The sequence below is a fragment of the Butyribacter sp. genome, assembly GCF_056818865.1.
Genome location: NZ_DBLYGC010000018.1, coordinates 34,910 through 48,516, shown reverse-complemented (window position 1 = coordinate 48,516; position 13,607 = coordinate 34,910). Strand labels below are relative to the sequence as shown.

Annotated in this window: 11 protein-coding genes and 1 tRNA gene; 11 read left to right on the top strand and 1 reads right to left on the bottom strand. The window is 36.9% G+C overall.

Translation table 11 applies throughout. The annotated features are described in order from the left end of the window. Window positions 1-187: 187 nt before the first annotated feature. The 6 genes from ACZLXV_RS09490 (at window position 188) to ACZLXV_RS09465 (ending at window position 7,592) form a co-directional block, all read left to right on the top strand. Window positions 188-1,276 carry a PucR family transcriptional regulator gene (locus ACZLXV_RS09490; protein ID WP_022223967.1) on the top strand — a complete coding sequence of 363 codons (1,089 nt, stop codon included), beginning with the start codon at window positions 188-190 and terminating at the stop codon, window positions 1,274-1,276. 146 nt (window positions 1,277-1,422) lie between these two features. Continuing rightward, on the top strand, window positions 1,423-2,664 hold the full coding sequence (locus ACZLXV_RS09485; RefSeq protein WP_482383252.1) for a S41 family peptidase: 1,242 nt from the start codon (window positions 1,423-1,425) through the stop codon (window positions 2,662-2,664). A 71-nt stretch (window positions 2,665-2,735) separates the two neighbouring features. Beyond that, window positions 2,736-4,712, top strand: coding sequence for an excinuclease ABC subunit UvrB (gene uvrB / locus ACZLXV_RS09480; protein ID WP_482383251.1), 1,977 nt, complete (start codon window positions 2,736-2,738; stop codon window positions 4,710-4,712). Between the two features lie 15 nt (window positions 4,713-4,727). Continuing rightward, window positions 4,728-6,704 (top strand): beta-galactosidase, encoded by a 1,977-nt coding sequence (locus ACZLXV_RS09475; protein WP_482383250.1) that lies wholly within the window; start codon window positions 4,728-4,730, stop codon window positions 6,702-6,704. 138 nt (window positions 6,705-6,842) lie between these two features. Then, window positions 6,843-7,184 carry a hypothetical protein gene (locus ACZLXV_RS09470; protein ID WP_367335732.1) on the top strand — a complete coding sequence of 114 codons (342 nt, stop codon included), beginning with the start codon at window positions 6,843-6,845 and terminating at the stop codon, window positions 7,182-7,184. Between the two features lie 27 nt (window positions 7,185-7,211). Next, window positions 7,212-7,592: a hypothetical protein gene (locus tag ACZLXV_RS09465; RefSeq protein ID WP_022223962.1), complete on the top strand. Its 381-nt coding sequence runs from the start codon at window positions 7,212-7,214 to the stop codon at window positions 7,590-7,592. Window positions 7,593-7,698: 106 nt separating this feature from the next. On the opposite strand, the gene ACZLXV_RS09460 is transcribed toward ACZLXV_RS09465, so the two are convergent. Next, window positions 7,699-8,784, bottom strand: coding sequence for an HD-GYP domain-containing protein (locus ACZLXV_RS09460; protein WP_482383249.1), 1,086 nt, complete (start codon window positions 8,782-8,784; stop codon window positions 7,699-7,701). A 259-nt stretch (window positions 8,785-9,043) separates the two neighbouring features. Between ACZLXV_RS09460 and ACZLXV_RS09455 the strand changes: the two genes are divergently transcribed. The 5 genes from ACZLXV_RS09455 (at window position 9,044) to ACZLXV_RS09435 (ending at window position 13,603) form a co-directional block, all read left to right on the top strand. Further along, a tRNA-Leu gene (locus tag ACZLXV_RS09455) sits at window positions 9,044-9,127 on the top strand. Between the two features lie 272 nt (window positions 9,128-9,399). Further along, window positions 9,400-10,320, top strand: a complete 921-nt coding sequence (gene pfkB / locus ACZLXV_RS09450; RefSeq protein WP_482383248.1) for a 1-phosphofructokinase — start codon at window positions 9,400-9,402, stop codon at window positions 10,318-10,320. Between the two features lie 38 nt (window positions 10,321-10,358). Further along, window positions 10,359-12,269 carry a PTS fructose transporter subunit IIABC gene (locus tag ACZLXV_RS09445; protein ID WP_022225093.1) on the top strand — a complete coding sequence of 637 codons (1,911 nt, stop codon included), beginning with the start codon at window positions 10,359-10,361 and terminating at the stop codon, window positions 12,267-12,269. A gap of 234 nt (window positions 12,270-12,503) precedes the next feature. Further along, complete coding sequence (locus ACZLXV_RS09440) at window positions 12,504-12,761, top strand: HPr family phosphocarrier protein (RefSeq protein ID WP_022225092.1); 258 nt, start codon at window positions 12,504-12,506, stop codon at window positions 12,759-12,761. 95 nt (window positions 12,762-12,856) lie between these two features. Next, the gene (locus ACZLXV_RS09435) at window positions 12,857-13,603 is read left to right on the top strand and encodes a DeoR/GlpR family DNA-binding transcription regulator (RefSeq protein WP_482383247.1); all 747 of its coding nucleotides are present in this window, start codon (window positions 12,857-12,859) and stop codon (window positions 13,601-13,603) included. Window positions 13,604-13,607: the final 4 nt, after the last annotated feature.

The following is a 13,607-nucleotide window of genomic DNA, read 5'->3' as shown; positions in this document are numbered from 1 at the left end:
TTGTTAAAATGCACAATTTTTTAGTATGATGATATGGTAAATATGGATATATTGTTTTATGTAGTATTTACTTTTGTGCAAATTGATGGTATAGTTTAATAATAGAGTTAAAAAGTAGGATGCTGTGTAGTTTTATAGTGTAAACGGCGGCAAGTAAAATATAGATGATAAATGTTGGAGGGAATATATGATATCTAATCAGGTTTTACAGACAACAATAGATGGACTTAAGAATATTACCAGAATTGATATATGTGTTATGGACACAGAGGGGAAAGCATTAGCTACGACAATAAATAATGTTGAAGAGTATGAAGATGCAGTTATGGCATTTGTAGAGTCTCCGGCAGACAGTCAGGTACTTCAGGGGTACCAGTTTTTCAAAGTTTTTGATGACCATCAGCTTGAATATGTTATTCTTGCAAAGGGTGACAGTGATGACGTGTATATGGTCGGAAAACTTGCGGCATTTCAAATTCAGAACCTTCTTGTTGCATACAAGGAACGCTATGATAAAGATAATTTCATAAAAAATCTTTTGCTTGATAATCTTCTTTTGGTTGATATTTACAATCGTGCAAAGAAACTTCATATAGACACAAGTGTAAATAGAGTAGTATTTTTGATAGAGACAAAAAATGAAAAAGATTCAAACGCTTTAGAAACTGTAAAGGGATTATTTGCAGGAAAGACAAGAGACTTTATAACTCAGGTTGATGAAAAAAATATTATTCTTGTCAAAGAGCTTCAAGAAAATGAAGGCTATGAGGACATGGATAAGACAGCAAATGTCATTCTTGATATGTTAAACACAGAGGCGATGATAAGTGTTCATGTGTCTTATGGAACTATCGTAAATGAGATAAAAGATGTCTCACGTTCTTACAAGGAAGCAAAGATGGCACTTGACGTAGGAAAGATTTTCTATAGTGACCAGAATGTTATTGCATACAGCAGTCTTGGAATAGGAAGATTGATATATCAGCTGCCAATGCCCCTTTGCAAGATGTTTATAGGTGAGATATTCGGTGACAAGACACCGGACGATTTCGACGAGGAAACTATCGCAACGATAAACAAATTTTTTGAAAACAGCCTGAATGTATCAGAGACATCAAGACAGCTCTACATTCACAGAAATACACTCGTATACAGACTTGACAAGCTCGAAAAGAGCACAGGACTTGATTTGAGAGTGTTTGATGATGCGATTACATTTAAGATTGCGTTGATGGTTGTTAAATATATGAAATATATGGAAACATTTGAGTTTTAATATTGAAAAATAAAAAATACCCCTGTTGCCGCAGATGCCATCGAGCTGACACTGCCGGAGACAGGGGTAAAATATTTTTGAAACCAACAACATATATATTTTATTAGCAGTAAACAATATCAAAAACTGATTGGAAGAGTGATTATATGAATAATAAAAAAGAAACATTAAGTTATATAAAAGGCGTTTTAATGGGAGTTATAGTGACTGTTACCTGTTTTGTTGTGCTTGTAACGGTTGGATTGTATACAGGCAGGCTTGATTTAAATTCAGCAATAAAAACAGGCAGCAGCCAGGTTACGGATGAGCAGGCGGAAAAAATTAAAGATAAGGTAAATCTGCTGTCTGCTTATATAGATAAGTATTATCTGAATAATATAGATTATGAAAAGATGGCGGATTCGATATATAAGGGAATATTAAATGGTCTTGATGACAAATATGCGGCATATTATACAAAGGATGAATATGAGGATATTTCTGAAAAATCAAGCGGCGTATTTTGTGGAATTGGCGCATATATGTCTCAAAATTCAAAGACAGGTGTTCTCACTATAATAGGTGTTGTGTCCGGCGGACCTGCTGAAAAAGCGGGAGTAAAAAAGGGGGATATTTTGGTCGAGGTTGACGGAGAAAATATTGAAAACAAAGATATTTCATATATTGTGTCAAAAGTAAAAGGAAAAGAGGGCACAAGTGTTGAAATTGCACTGCAAAGGAAAAATGCTGCTCAGTTATTAAAGATGAAAATAGAGCGAAAAGTGATAAGGGATAATACTGTTTCATACAAGATGCTTGATAATAATATAGGCTATATTTCTGTAAGCGGTTTTGAAGAGGTAACTGAGAAACAATTTATAAAAGCTGTTGACGATTTGGAGAATAAAGGTGAAAAAGGTCTTATAATTGACCTTAGGGACAATGGCGGAGGACTTTTAAATACTGCAATAGGAATGCTTGACAGGCTGCTTCCGAAAGAACTTGTGGTTTACACAAAAGATAAGCAAGGTATGGCACAGGAATATTACACAAAGGATAAACAGGAGGTAAATGTACCTATTGTCATACTTGTAAATGGCAATTCCGCAAGTGCGTCTGAGGTGTTTAGCGGTGCACTTAAGGATTATGGAAAGGCAAAGCTTATAGGGACAAAGACTTTTGGAAAGGGTATAGTACAGTCATCATTTGAACTTCAGGACAAAACAGCAATAAAATTTACAACATCAAAATATTACACGCCGAAAGGGAACAATATTCACGGAAAAGGATTTGAACCTGATATGAAAGTTGAATATACAGGGAAAATGACGAAATTAAAAGAGACGGGAATAAAAGTTGATAATCAGGTGGAAGCTGCTCTTGATTATTTTGAAAACTTATTTCGTTAGCCGGAAGGCTGATGAAAAAACAGGTGATGTAAGGTAGAATTACTAATCGTTTGAAGAGGAGGCATGACAATATGGATAATTTTGTATTACATTCTGAATATAAACCGACCGGCGACCAGCCGCAGGCTATTGAAGAATTGGTGAAGGGGTTTAAAGAGGGTGACCAGTTCCAGACGTTGCTTGGGGTTACAGGTTCAGGAAAAACTTTTACAATGGCAAATATCATAGAAAAATTGAATAAGCCGACGCTTATAATTGCGCATAATAAAACATTGGCGGCACAGCTGTATGGAGAATTTAAAGAGTTCTTTCCTGAAAATGCCGTTGAATATTTTGTGTCTTATTATGACTATTATCAGCCGGAGGCGTATGTTCCGTCATCAGACACTTATATAGAAAAGGATTCATCTATAAATGACGAGATAGATAAATTGAGACATTCAGCTACAGCCGCACTGACAGAGAGAAAAGATGTTATCATTGTAGCGAGTGTTTCATGTATATACGGTCTTGGAAGTCCGATAGATTATCAGAACATGACAGTGTCTTTAAGACCTGGTATGATGAAAGACAGGGATGAGGTTATTAAAAAGCTTGTTGAAATTCAGTATGCGCGTAATGACATGGACTTTAAACGTGGTACATTTAGAGTTCGTGGTGATGTGCTTGAAATATTTCCGGTTTCGGAGTCGGATATGGCATTTAGAGTTGAATTTTTCGGGGATGAAGTTGACAGAATTACTCAGATAGATGTACTGACTGGAGAGATAAAAGCTGAACTTGAACACATGGTAGTATTCCCGGCATCACATTATGTAGTAGACAGAGACAATATGAACAGAGCCATTATAGGCATTGAAAATGAACTTGAATACAGAGTAAAAGAATTTAGAAGCCAGGATAAACTTCTTGAGGCACAAAGAATTTCTGAGAGAACAAATTTTGACATAGAGATGCTTCGTGAGACTGGATTTTGTTCGGGGATAGAAAACTATTCAAGACATTTGTCGGGATTAAAGCCGGGACAGCCACCGCATACGTTGTTAGATTATTTCCCTGATGATTTTATTATCATGGTTGATGAGTCTCATATCACGATACCTCAGATAAGGGGAATGTATGCAGGTGACCGTTCAAGAAAAAATACACTCGTAGAATACGGTTTCAGACTGCCATCGGCACTTGATAACAGACCTCTCAACTTTGATGAATTTGAGAGCCACATAAATCAGATGCTTTTTGTTTCAGCAACACCGAATGTATATGAGAAAGAGCATGAACTTGCAAGGGTTGAGCAGATTATCAGACCAACGGGTTTGCTTGACCCTGAGATTACGGTTAAACCTGTAAAAGGACAGATTGATGACCTTGTGGGGGAGATAAGAAAAACACTTGATGCCGGAAATAAGGTTATGATAAATACACTTACAAAGAAGATGGCGGAGGATCTTACAAATTATCTTAAAGAGATTGGAATAAGAGTAAGATATCTTCACTCTGATATAGATACGCTTGAGAGATCAGAGATAATCAGAGATATGCGAATGGATGTATTCGATGTACTTGTGGGGATCAATCTTTTGCGAGAGGGACTTGATATTCCTGAGATTGAACTTGTGGCTATTCTTGATGCCGACAAGGAGGGATTTTTGCGCTCAGAGATTTCACTTATTCAGACGATAGGAAGAGCGGCGAGAAATGCAGACGGACGAGTTATCATGTATGCGGATGTCATAACTGATTCTATGAGAAATGCCATAGATGAGACAAATCGAAGAAGAAAAATACAGGCAGAATATAATGAGGAACATGGAATTACACCGCAGACTATTAAAAAAGCCGTCAGAGATTTGATAAGTATTTCAAAGAAGGTAGAAACAAGCAGTGACGATATAGTTAAAGACATTGAGTCGATGAGTGAAAAAGAAATCGATAAGCTTGTCGCAAAAATTAAGAAACAGATGCATACAGCGGCGGCAGAACTTAATTTTGAATTGGCAGCAAAACTCAGAGACCAGCTTTTGGAGATTAAAAAATTGGAATATTAGAAAAGTGAGGTACAAATGGCAGATAATAATATTGTAAATTTTCCTGAGGGTATAAATATAGGTGTGGATTATTATCCTGAGCACTGGGATGAGGCTCTTTGGGTTAAGGATGCGGATATGATGTATGACGCCGGGGTTAAAATTGTGCGAATGGCAGAGTTTGCATGGTGCAGACTTGAACCGGAGGAGGAAAAATTTGACTTTGAATGGCTTGACAGAGCCGTACAACTTTTCGGCGAGAGGGATATGTATGTGATTTTGTGTACCCCGACAAACACACCTCCGCAGTGGCTTTTTGAAAAGTATCCCGAAATTGTTCAGGTTGACAAGACGGGAAAGAAAATTCAGACAGGGATAAGAGGACACCGTTGTCTTAACAGTCCTGTTTACAGGGAACTTTCAAAAAAGATTATAGTTAAGATGGCAGAGAGATACAAAGATAATAAAAGCGTAATCGGTTATCAGATAGATAATGAACTTGAAGCAAATCATTGTTGCTGTGATGTTTGCAAAGAAAGCTTCAGAAACTGGGTCAGAAAAAAATACGGAACAGTTCAGACAGTAAATAAGGCATACGGGAACAATGTATGGAGTGGTGAATACAGTGATTTTTCACAGGTTATGCCTCCTATGAATGAAAATGACAAATGGCTTAATCCGTCGCTTAATCTTGATTTTAACAGATATGCGTCTGACAGTACATGCGATTATGTGGCATTCCAGTCGGATATAATAAGAAAAATTTCACCTGATAAACTTATCACAACAAATACATGGCTGTGTGCTAACATGCCGGATTTTTATGATATGTTTAATGAACTTGATGTTGTTTCATTTGACAATTATCCGACAACGGCGTTGCCAAAAGATGAAGAAACACTTTACTCACACGGATTTCATCTTGACCTTATGCGTGGAATTAAGAATAAGAATTTTTGGATTATGGAGCAGCTCAGTGGAATAGTAGGAAGCTGGACGCCGATGTCAAGGGCAATACAGCCCGGAATGCTTAAAGGGTATTCGCTTCAGGCAATAGCGCACGGTGCAGATGCGGTTATTCATTTCAGATGGAGAACAGCAGTCTCAGGAGCTGAAATGTACTGGCAGGGAATAATAGACCAAAGTAATGTCCCGGGAAGAAGATATAAAGAATTTTGTGAATTATGCAATAAAGTAAAAGAAATTCAGGGACTTAGCACAACGGTCTGCAGAAATAAAATTGCAATATTGTATTCGTCTGACAATGAGTATGCATTTAAAAATCAGCATCAGGCTCAGGAAATGCATTATTTTGAGCAGATGAAGCAATGGCACGATGCATTTACCTGTCTTGGACTTGGAGTTGATATTATAAATCAGACGCAAAACCTTGATGATTACAAAATAATAGTTGCACCAACGATGTTTGTTGAGAATAAGGAGACAACAGCAAATTTATATAAAGCGGCGGACAATGGGGCAGCAGTCATTTTGACAAATCGTTCCGGCGAAAGGGATTATAACAATAAATGCATTATGGAACAACTTCCTACAGTTTATTCAAAACTTGCGGGAATAAAAGTGACTGAATATGATGTACTTCCTGATGGAATGAAAGTTGCGATAAGAGATGAACAAAACAATATTATTTACGGAAAACGCTGGTGTGACATTATAGAAGAAAATGATAATGTGGAAGTTCTCGCAAGATATAATGAACAGTTTTATAAGGATGCTCCCGCTGTCACCAGAAACAAATATGGCAATGGAGAAGTGTATTATTTTGCAAGCGTATTAAACCGTGACGCAAGCATTGGCTTTGCTAAAACAATGGCAGAAGAACATGGACTTGATATTGTAGAAAACCTTCCGAAAGGAGTAGAAATAACTTATCGTTACGGAGAAAAGAAGTGGCGTTTCATATTTAATAATACAGAAAAAAAGCAGGAAGTCGTAATCGGCAAAGAGAAAATTACTTTGAATCCGTTTGATATGGAGATAGAAGTTGTATGATATTTTCTGAGACGAGAGTCGGTCGATGAGCCGGAAAGTTTATATTGCCAGCTGCAGCGAAAGTAATTCGTAATAGCAAAATCCCTTGCATTGAATGAAAATGGAGAGTATAATTGAAGATAATTAGGAGGGATGTATATGCAGATTAGTGGTATAAATAACGTAAACAATATAAGCAGTATATACACATACGGAAATTCAAATTTTAATCAGGTACAGAATAGTCCTGTTACGCCGGTAAAAAAGATAAATCGGACACCTGCGGTTGAAGAACAGGAGAACAAAGCAAAGTATGCTGTAGTTTATGGTGATGACAAAACAAGTGAAACATATGACACAAAAGAAGCGAATGAAGTTAAGGCAAGATATGCAGATGTGCAGAGCGTTTCATATAACAACACTGACAATCCATACGAAATTTCAAAAATGGAGAGAGATAGTATGATATTGTCGGGAATGAATTTTGATGAATATGCGTAGAAAGCATTGAACGGGAGGAATTATCGCATGATGAAATGGTGGAAGAGATTGATTTTTTCTGTTATCAGTCTGGTATTGGGATATATTTCTCTCGATTATCTTTATTCTGCTTTCACAAAGCTGATAAATGCATCGGGAAGTGCGGCGGCATACAGCCCTAAAGGTGACGGTTTGTCACAGCTTCTGGGTGCGGTCATGTTTTTGGGATATTTTGTTGTTGTAGGTTTTTATATATGGATTATAAAGAGAAGTTCCCCAAAAATTGACCTCATAGAGGAAGATGCAAAAACAGGAGAGCAGAAAGTAAAGAGAAAATGGTTTGATATTATACTTCAGATAGTTGTTATAATAACGGGAATGGTAGCAAGATGGGCGTATCTTATGTTTATATATCTGCCTAAATTATAGAGTATAAGGCAACTTCAAACACTGCTTAAAATATTCAAAAAATAGCCACAGAATATCACGATTTTATCGTGTTTTCTGCGGCTATTTTTACTATAAAATTCCAAATTTAAAGTAAAGCTTCAATCTGTAAATGAAAATCTTTAGATAAATCATAAGTTTTATCACCGGATATAACAATCGGTCTTGAAAGAAAACTTTTGTTTAATAAAACAACACGTCCGACATCACCGTTTGAGAGAAGAACTTCTGTGTTGATGTATGCCTCGACTGTTCTTTCGATAAATTTAAATAAAGCACCCGGTTCGTATAACTCTTTTTGAAGTTCCATATGTTCAAGAACAGGAAACGGGCAAATACCTTTTCTGTAAACTCTGTCGGCAGTCATGGCATCATAGACATCCGCAATGGCAACTATTCCGGAAAAAAGGTCTATTTCATTTCCTTTTAAGCCGTATGGATAACCTTTTCCATCGTATCTTTCATGATGCTGGAGCGCAACAAGCTTTATTTTTGGATTAAGGTTTTTCGTAGACAAAATGTCATATCCATATTGAGGATGCTTTTTGACTATCTCATATTCTTCATCAGTAAGACGTCCCGGTTTTTGGATGATTTCAGGAGGAATACGCAGTTTTCCAATATCATGAAGCATACCCGCAATCATCAGGGTTTCTATATCGTCGTGACCAAGGTTCATCCATGTTCCTATAACATTGCTTATGAGTGCAACATTGATGGAATGTGTATATGTAAGGTCATCATATCCACGCATACACTGCATCATTTCAAGCAAATGGAGCGGGTTTCTTGATTTTTCTAAGACACTTTCAATCTCGGAGAGCATCTCATCGATAAGTCCATCACTACTTTTGATAATTATATTGTTAAGTGTTTTTTGAAAACCTTCAAGACAGGCATTAAACTCGTTTTGAAATTTTTTAAAATCTTCGGATTGTTCAATTCGTTCAAAATAAGTTGGTTCAATTTTATTTGTTTTGGATTTATTTGTTTCATTAGGTTCATTCAGATATATGCGAACCGTCTTTATTGAATAATATTTTAATTTATCAATTATATCTTCAGTAATCTCGGTATTGCTCTGTATAACCAGATGATTGTCGCTTGTGTATGCTGCTTCTGCGATGACCATTCCGGGTACGAGATTAGCGGTAAATACTTTTTTTGTTTTCATTTCAGTCCACCCCCTCTTTAACATAAATTATATATGTAAATCAATTCAAACAGGCTTAAAAAGCCACCCCTTTAATAAATATTATATGTTAAATTATATCATTATAGTGTACTAAAAGACAAGTGAAACGGAAAAGAAAATCGGTTTATATATGTCGAATAGTAAAAATATAAATTATAAAAATATGAAAAAAAGTGTTGACAACTGTAAAAAAAGCTGGTAGTATATATCTTGTTCGTGACAACGAACAGAAATAAATGCGGAAGTGCTGGAATTGGCAGACAGGCTAGACTAAGGATCTAGTGTTGGCAACGACGTGAGGGTTCAAGTCCCTTCTTCCGCATTGCTTATCAGAAGTCTTGAAAGGCTTCTTTTTTTGAAAAATAAAAAGTGACTTAGTTATAATGAATTTGAGCGTAAATGAATGAAAAAAAGAATAATTATATAAAGAGAGCAGATACTATAAGAGGTATTTGCTCTTTTTTTGTATATATTGCACAAAAAATAAGTTGGTGATTTGTGAATAAATTTGATTGATTTTGATTGGATATGATTGTATAATGTGTTCAACAAATCAAAAACAGTCGTTTATGAGAAACGGCAGAAAGGACGAATATGATATATACGGTTACTTTAAATCCTTCGCTGGATTATATTGTTACAGTTGATGACTTTAAACTTGGTTATACAAATCGTACATCGAGTGAACTTATGCTCCCGGGTGGAAAAGGTACAAATGTTTCAATTGTTTTGAAAAATCTTGGAATAAGCAGTACAGCACTTGGATTTGTAGCAGGATTTACCGGAGATGAGATTGTCAGGGAACTGGAAGAGACTGGTATTCATACAGACTTTGTAAAGATGAAAGAAGGAATATCAAGAATAAATCTTAAACTTTCATCTATTGACGGAACGGAAATAAACGGTCAGGGTCCTGATATTCCAAAAGAGCAGCTTGACATGCTCATGGAAAGATTGATGGTTCTTAAAGAAGGGGACATTCTTGTACTTGCGGGAAGTATTCCGGCAACGATGCCATCTGACATTTATGAGCAGATTATGGAAAAACTTTATGACAGGAAAGTCACTATAATTGTTGATGCGACGAAAGACCTTTTATTAAACGTATTGAAATATCACCCATTTTTAATAAAGCCAAATCATCATGAGCTTGGAGAAATATTTGATGTTGAGCTGTCAGAGTGGGATGATGTGGTACCATACGCAAAGAAACTTCAGGAGATGGGTGCAGTAAATGTTCTTGTTTCCATGGGAGGAAAAGGTGGAGTATTGGTAAGTGATGACGGCAGGGTTGTTGCGACAAAGGCAACTACAACTGTAGTTAAAAATTCAGTGGGAGCAGGGGATTCTTCAGTTGCAGGCTTTATAGCAGGCTGGCTTGAAAAGAAAAATTATGATTATGCATTCAGTATGGCTATGGCAACAGGCGGTGCGAGTGCGGCGTCTGATTACTTAGCAACAAAACCGGAAGTTGAGGAGTCACTTAAGAGGGTGGATTTAAAATATTTAGTATAACCGTTTAAAGGTTTACAGAAGAAAGGATGGAGATGAGCATGAGAATAACAGATTTATTGGATGTAAAGAGTATAAGTCTTGACCTTGCACCTGGGTCTAAGTCGGAAGCACTTGATATGGCTATAGACCTCATGGTAAAAAGCGGCAAGATAAACGACAGAGAAGCTTACAAAAAGCAGGTTTATCTGAGAGAAGAAGAAAGCACAACAGGAATTGGTGAGGGAATTGCAATTCCGCATGGAAAGTGTGATGCAGTTGACAAGCCGGGACTTGCGGCAATGGTTATTAAGAATGGAGTTGATTTTGACTCTCTTGATGGCGAACCGGTAACACTTCTTTTCCTTATTGCGGCACCAAATACAGAGGATAATGTGCACCTCGATGTGCTTAGCAAGTTATCTGTGCTTATGATGGATGAGGAGTTTTCCAAATCCCTCAGACAGGCAAAATCAGTTGAAGAATTTCTTGCAATTATAGATAAAGCTGATGATGAGAAACCGGATATTGATGAGAGGCTTGAAAAAACAAATGTGCCTAATGAATTGGGAAAGAAAATTCTCGCAGTTACATCATGCCCGACAGGAATAGCACACACATACATGGCAGCAGAAGGAATTGAGAAAGCTGCAAGTGCAGCAGGTGTAAATGTCAAGATAGAGACAAGAGGTTCCGGTGGGGCAAAGAATGTACTTACAGACAGTGATATTGCACAGGCTGACTGCATTATCGTTGCGGCAGATGCAAAAGTTCCTATGGAGAGATTTGACGGAAAGAAAGTTATTGAGTGTCAGGTTTCAGATGGTATAAATAAAGCTGATGAACTTATAAAGAGAGCAGTAGACGGCGATGCACCTGTCTACCATGCAGCAAATGCATCAGAGAGCCAGAGCAAAGAGACATCAGGAGGAAGTATAGGGCATAAGATATATACACAGCTTATGAATGGTGTATCTCATATGCTTCCGTTTGTAGTAGGCGGTGGTATACTTATAGCAATAGCATTCCTCATTGACGGATTGTCAGTTGATATATCATCACTTTCAGTTGAGGATCGTTCAAACTTCGGTACAATCACACCGGCAGCCGCAATGTTTAAGAGCATTGGCGGACTAGCATTTAACTTTATGCTTCCGGTTCTGGCAGGCTTTATAGCAATGGCAATCGGTGACAGACCGGCACTTGCACTTGGTTTTGTAGGCGGAATGATTGCATATAACGGGAAATCAGGTTTCCTCGGAGCTATGGTAGCAGGTTTCCTCGCAGGATATGTAATTATTCTTCTTAGAAAAGTATGTGAGAAACTTCCGGAAGCACTTGAAAAACTTGCGCCGGTACTTATTTACCCTGTTGTAGGTATTCTTATAATGGGACTGGGAATGAACTATATTGTTGAGCCTGTTATGGGTGTTATAAACACAGGACTTAATTCATGGCTTGGAAGCATGGGCGGTTCAAGTAAGATTGTTCTCGGATTTATCTTGGGCGGAATGATGGCAATTGATATGGGAGGCCCATTCAATAAAGCAGCTTATGTATTTGGTATAAATTCCATAGCAGCCGGAAATTATGATATTATGGCGGCTGTTATGATTGGTGGTATGGTTCCACCATGTGCTATAGCACTTGCAACAATGTTATTTAAAGATAAGTTTACAAAAGAGCAAAGAGAAAGCGGCCCTACAAACTTTGTAATGGGACTTGCATTTATTACAGAAGGTGCGATACCTTACGCAGCATCAGATCCGCTTCATGTAATACCTTCATGTATCATCGGTTCAGGTGTGGCAGGAGCACTCAGCATGGTATTTAACTGTACACTTATGGCACCGCATGGTGGAATTTTTGTATTCCCTGTTGTTGGAGGTTCATGGTTATATCTTGTATCGCTTGTAATAGGAACAATCGTTTCAACAGCATTGCTCGGTGTACTTAAAAAGAAAATAGCATAAGAGACATTAAGACATTGAAGAAAACTTTTTGACAGAATAAAATGGTAAAAGTGTATTTTGACCATGTAAAAAAATTATGGTAATATAAATTTACAAAGAAAAAAGAACAAAAAACTCGATTATTGAAAGCAGCATATAGTGTGAAAATTAAATTTTCGTACACTGGATTTGTGTCTGGGCACACTTGGCATAAGTCCTGATATACACAAAACGTGTGCAGAAATGAGGATTATTATGAAAGAATTTACTTACACAGTTACAGACCCAAATGGAATTCATGCTCGTCCGGCAGGAGAACTTGTAAAACTTGCAAAGGAATTTTCTTGTAATGTTAATATTTCAAAAGACGGAAAGAAAGGTGACTGCAAAAAGATATTTGCTATCATGGGTCTTGGAATAAAAGGCGGCATGGAAGTTGTGTTAAGCTTTGATGGTGAAGACGAAGATGCAGCATACGAAAAAATTTCTGCATTTATGAAAGAAAACTTATAATATGTAAGCAAATCTGAAAAGTAAATAAACCCTCGGATACTTTCAAAGAGTATTCGGGGGTTTACTTTGGTATAATAAATGAAAGGATTATTGAAATGTTAGTAGAGAAAAGGCAGCAGATGATATTAAAGATGCTTGAGGAAAAGAAAAGTGTTACGGTTACTGAAATAAAAGATGCACTTGGAATTTCAGAGTCAACAATAAGACGAGATTTGACGGTGCTTGACAGTGAAGGACAGCTTGTAAAAGTATTTGGCGGTGCGATAGCAATAAATTCAAACTATAATGCAAAAGAACTTTCTGTTTCCCAAAAACTTCGTGTTAATGAAGAAGAGAAAAGACGTATAGCGAAGAATGCGGCAGCAATGATTGAACCTACTGACTTTATTTACCTTGATGCTGGAACAACAACAGGTTACATGATAGATTATATAAAACAGAAAGATGCAACATTCGTTACAAATGCAGTTGCACATGCCAAAAAGTTAGCCGTATCAGGTTTTCATGTAATACTTGTAGGTGGCGAATTGAAAGGAACGACAGAAGCTGTCGTTGGAAATGAAGCAATTTTATCTATTCAGAATTATAATTTTACAAAGGGATTTTTTGGAACAAATGGCGTGAGTGTAAGACACGGTTTTACGACGCCCGACCCTAACGAAGCATTGGTGAAAAAGACTGCATTAAAGCAGTGCAATATAAAATATATCCTGACTGACAGTGAAAAATTTGATAATGTATCATCAGTTAAATTTGCTGATTTCGGAGAAATACATATCCTGACAGACAAAATACCGGGCAATTATAAAAATTGCAGTGAAGGTATAATATACGAGGTATAAATTC

Coding starts and splice junctions, on each gene's coding strand:
- ACZLXV_RS09445 (WP_022225093.1), top strand. CDS start 10,359: ATGAGAATAACAGATTTATTGGATGTAAAGAGTATAAGTCTTGACCTT.
- ACZLXV_RS09490 (WP_022223967.1), top strand. CDS start 188: ATGATATCTAATCAGGTTTTACAGACAACAATAGATGGACTTAAGAAT.
- ACZLXV_RS09475 (WP_482383250.1), top strand. CDS start 4,728: ATGGCAGATAATAATATTGTAAATTTTCCTGAGGGTATAAATATAGGT.
- pfkB (WP_482383248.1), top strand. CDS start 9,400: ATGATATATACGGTTACTTTAAATCCTTCGCTGGATTATATTGTTACA.
- ACZLXV_RS09485 (WP_482383252.1), top strand. CDS start 1,423: ATGAATAATAAAAAAGAAACATTAAGTTATATAAAAGGCGTTTTAATG.
- ACZLXV_RS09465 (WP_022223962.1), top strand. CDS start 7,212: ATGATGAAATGGTGGAAGAGATTGATTTTTTCTGTTATCAGTCTGGTA.
- ACZLXV_RS09440 (WP_022225092.1), top strand. CDS start 12,504: ATGAAAGAATTTACTTACACAGTTACAGACCCAAATGGAATTCATGCT.
- ACZLXV_RS09460 (WP_482383249.1), bottom strand. CDS start 8,784: ATGAAAACAAAAAAAGTATTTACCGCTAATCTCGTACCCGGAATGGTC.
- uvrB (WP_482383251.1), top strand. CDS start 2,736: ATGGATAATTTTGTATTACATTCTGAATATAAACCGACCGGCGACCAG.
- ACZLXV_RS09470 (WP_367335732.1), top strand. CDS start 6,843: ATGCAGATTAGTGGTATAAATAACGTAAACAATATAAGCAGTATATAC.
- ACZLXV_RS09435 (WP_482383247.1), top strand. CDS start 12,857: ATGTTAGTAGAGAAAAGGCAGCAGATGATATTAAAGATGCTTGAGGAA.